This window comes from Pseudomonas sp. NPDC087817, assembly GCF_044742875.1.
In the GTDB taxonomy this organism is placed as follows: Bacteria; Pseudomonadota; Gammaproteobacteria; order Pseudomonadales; family Pseudomonadaceae; genus Aquipseudomonas.
In genome coordinates, this window is record NZ_JBIUVJ010000055.1 from 1 (window position 1) to 3,003 (window position 3,003).

At 61.5% G+C, this 3,003-nt stretch carries 2 protein-coding genes; both read right to left on the reverse strand.

The window, feature by feature from the left end; translation table 11 throughout:
- Positions 1-200 (reverse strand): transporter substrate-binding domain-containing protein (locus ACIONG_RS24130; RefSeq protein ID WP_401303148.1); only part of this gene is annotated, 200 nt, incomplete at its 3' end.
- 190 nt (positions 201-390) lie between these two features.
- Positions 391-2,961, reverse strand: coding sequence for a glucans biosynthesis glucosyltransferase MdoH (gene mdoH / locus ACIONG_RS24135; RefSeq protein ID WP_213027284.1), 2,571 nt, complete (start codon positions 2,959-2,961; stop codon positions 391-393).
- Positions 2,962-3,003: the final 42 nt, after the last annotated feature.

The following is a 3,003-nucleotide window of genomic DNA, read 5'->3' on the forward strand; positions in this document are numbered from 1 at the left end:
GTCATGGCTTTGAGGATGTCGACTTCGAAACCGATGATTTCGCCGCGCTTGTTGGTCATTTCGAACGGCATGTAGGTCGGATCCATGCCGACTTTCAAGGTGCCGCGCTTGACCGCGTCATCGATTGCGCCAGCGTGCGCCGCATTGACTGCAACCAGTGCCGTGACGCCGACCAGCAGCATCGATAGATACTTCTTCATCTTCAAGTCCCCAAAACCATTGCGTTTGCGGCGCGAAAACCAACAGAGGCGGGCAAGATTGCCCGGGTGCGCCAATTCGGGGACGGATGCTAACGCACTCGTTCTTTTGCACAAGGTTTTTTGATTGATTGCAGATCAGCGCCCGCTGTCGTCAGGGCAAAAAAAACCCCGCTTTCGCGGGGTTTCTTCATCAGGCCGGTTGAGCCTGCAGGCTCACCGGTCGCAACGGCAACAGCGGCGCATGCGGATCGGCTTTCACCGAAGCCCGCCAGGCATCCAGCCACTCGGCGTGACCCTCGGCCCAGACCTGCTCGTGCAAGCGCGCCAGAGCAACCGGGTCGCTCAGCAGTTGCAGACGATCATGGTTGTTCAGCCCCGCAGGGCCAACCTTGATCGCGTGGCGAACACGCTCCTGACGCAGCCACTCGATCGGCTCGGCCTGACCGTGACGGGAAGTCGCCAGCGAGCACGCCAAGGCGTTCTGCTGCGGATCGACCACCGCGCGGACAAAACCGTCGTTCAGCGCGTGGTAACGATTTTCATGGGTGTACTGATCGGTCGCCAGCAGCGCCTGTGGCGGATTGTATTCCTCAGGGATGAGAAACAGGCTCTCGTCACGGGATTTGAGGCCCAAACCGACTCGGCTGGAAATCACCGACACCGGAATCGACAGCATCAGCGAACCGACGATCGGCACCAGCCACCACAGGAAGCTCGGGTTCAGCCAGATCACCAGCAGCGCCCAGCAGAAACCCAGCAAGGTTTGCGGGCCGTGGCGCTTGACCGCTTCGCTCCATGGCGTCGAGTCGTCGTCACGTTGCGGCGAATTCCAGGTTGCGGCCCAGCCGAGGAACGCGGCGAGGACGAAACGGGTGTGGAAAATCATCCGCACCGGCGCCAGCAGCATGGAGAACAGCATCTCCAGCAGCATCGACAGAGTCACCTTGAACTTGCCGCCGAACTCTTTCGCGCCCTTGGCCCAGATCAGGATGATGCTCAACAGTTTCGGCAGGAACAGCAGCACGATGGTCGTCGAGAACAGCGCGATCGCCTTGTCCGGGTGCCATTGTGGCCACAACGGATAGAGCTGACGCGGCTCAAGGAAGTACTGCGGCTCCATCAGCGTGTTCACCGCCAACAGCGCGGTCGACAGCACCAGGAAGAAGAACCACAACGGCGCCGACAGGTAAGACATCACACCGGTGAGGAATACCGCACGGTGCACCGGGTGCATGCCTTTGACCAGGAACAGACGAAAGTTCATCAGGTTGCCGTGGCACCAGCGACGGTCACGCTTGAGTTCGTCGAGCAGGTTCGGCGGCAGTTCTTCGTAGCTGCCCGGCAGGTCGTAAGCAATCCACACGCCCCAACCGGCACGGCGCATCAGCGCGGCTTCAACGAAGTCGTGAGACAGGATCGCCCCGGAGAACGCCCCCTTGCCCGGCAACGGCGCCAGGGCGCAGTGGTCGATGAACGGCTTCATGCGGATGATCGCGTTGTGACCCCAGTAGTGGGATTCACCCAACTGCCAGAAGTGCAGACCGGCGGTAAACAGCGGGCCGTATACGCGGGTGGCGAACTGCTGCATGCGTGCATACAGGGTGTCCATGCCCGACGCACGCGGCGCGGTCTGGATGATCCCGGCGTCCGGCGTGGCTTCCATCAGGCGCACCAGACTGGTCAGGCACTCGCCGCTCATCACCGAGTCGGCGTCGAGCACAACCATGTACTTGTAGTCACCGCCCCAACGACGGCAGAAGTCGTCGAGGTTGCCGCTTTTGCGTTTCACACGACGGCGACGACGACGATAGAAGATCTTGCCGAAGCCTTTGGCTTCACGGCAGACGTCCAGCCAGGCCTGTTGCTCGGCCACGCAGATGTCAGTGTCGTTACTGTCACTCAACACGAAGAAGTCGAAGCGATCCAGATCACCGGTGGCGGCAACCGATTCGAACGTTGCCCGCAGACCGGCGAACACACGCGGCACGTCTTCGTTGCAGATCGGCATCACCAGCGCGGTACGCGCGTCTTTGGCAATCGGCTCGTTGCCGGCGCTTTTGCCGGAGATGCGGTATTTATCGTGACCGGTGAGCAACTCGAGGAAGCCCATCAGCGCGGTCCAGAAACCGGCCGAGACCCAGCAGAACAGAATCCCGAACAGAATCAGGATGCTGGTTTGCAGCGCATACGGCAGCACTTGCGTGGCAGTTTGCAGCAGCGGTTGATGCAAGACTTCGTCGAGATCGACGAACGACCAGCCCTGGTACGGCATGATGCCTTTCATGTACCAACCGGCGACGATGGTCTGGCCGAGCATCAGCAGCAACAGAATATAGCGGCGGATCGAACCGACGGTGCGCCAGCGCGCGGCCGGCAGGACGTTCTCGTCCTTCGGCGGCTGCGGCGGGTTGGTGCGACCGGTCAGTCGGCGCCAGCCACGCACCAGAATATTGGTGCGCCAGGGCTCCGGCACGACTTTGGTCCGACGGATCGGCGGCGTCGCCTTCATGCTGACGCGACCGCTGGCGTCGAGCACCAGCATCTCCGCATCTTCAAGATCTTCGGCGGTGCTCAGGGTCAGGCGCTTGCCCACCGAAGCCTGGGCGGCTTCGGCAGGGGCGTCGAACGTCGAGGACGACAAGCGTTGGTGCAGCTCGCTGAACGACTGGCAGCCCGCGAGTTCCGCGCGCTGCTCGTCGGTCATCGGCAGATGCGCCAGGTACTCGGACAGAGTCTCTGGCTGTACTTGAGAGTTACTCATCGGCAGGCAACTGATAGCTCCAGGTCTAGGTCAGGACTTCTT

Coding starts and splice junctions, on each gene's coding strand:
- mdoH (WP_213027284.1), bottom strand. CDS start 2,961: ATGAGTAACTCTCAAGTACAGCCAGAGACTCTGTCCGAGTACCTGGCG.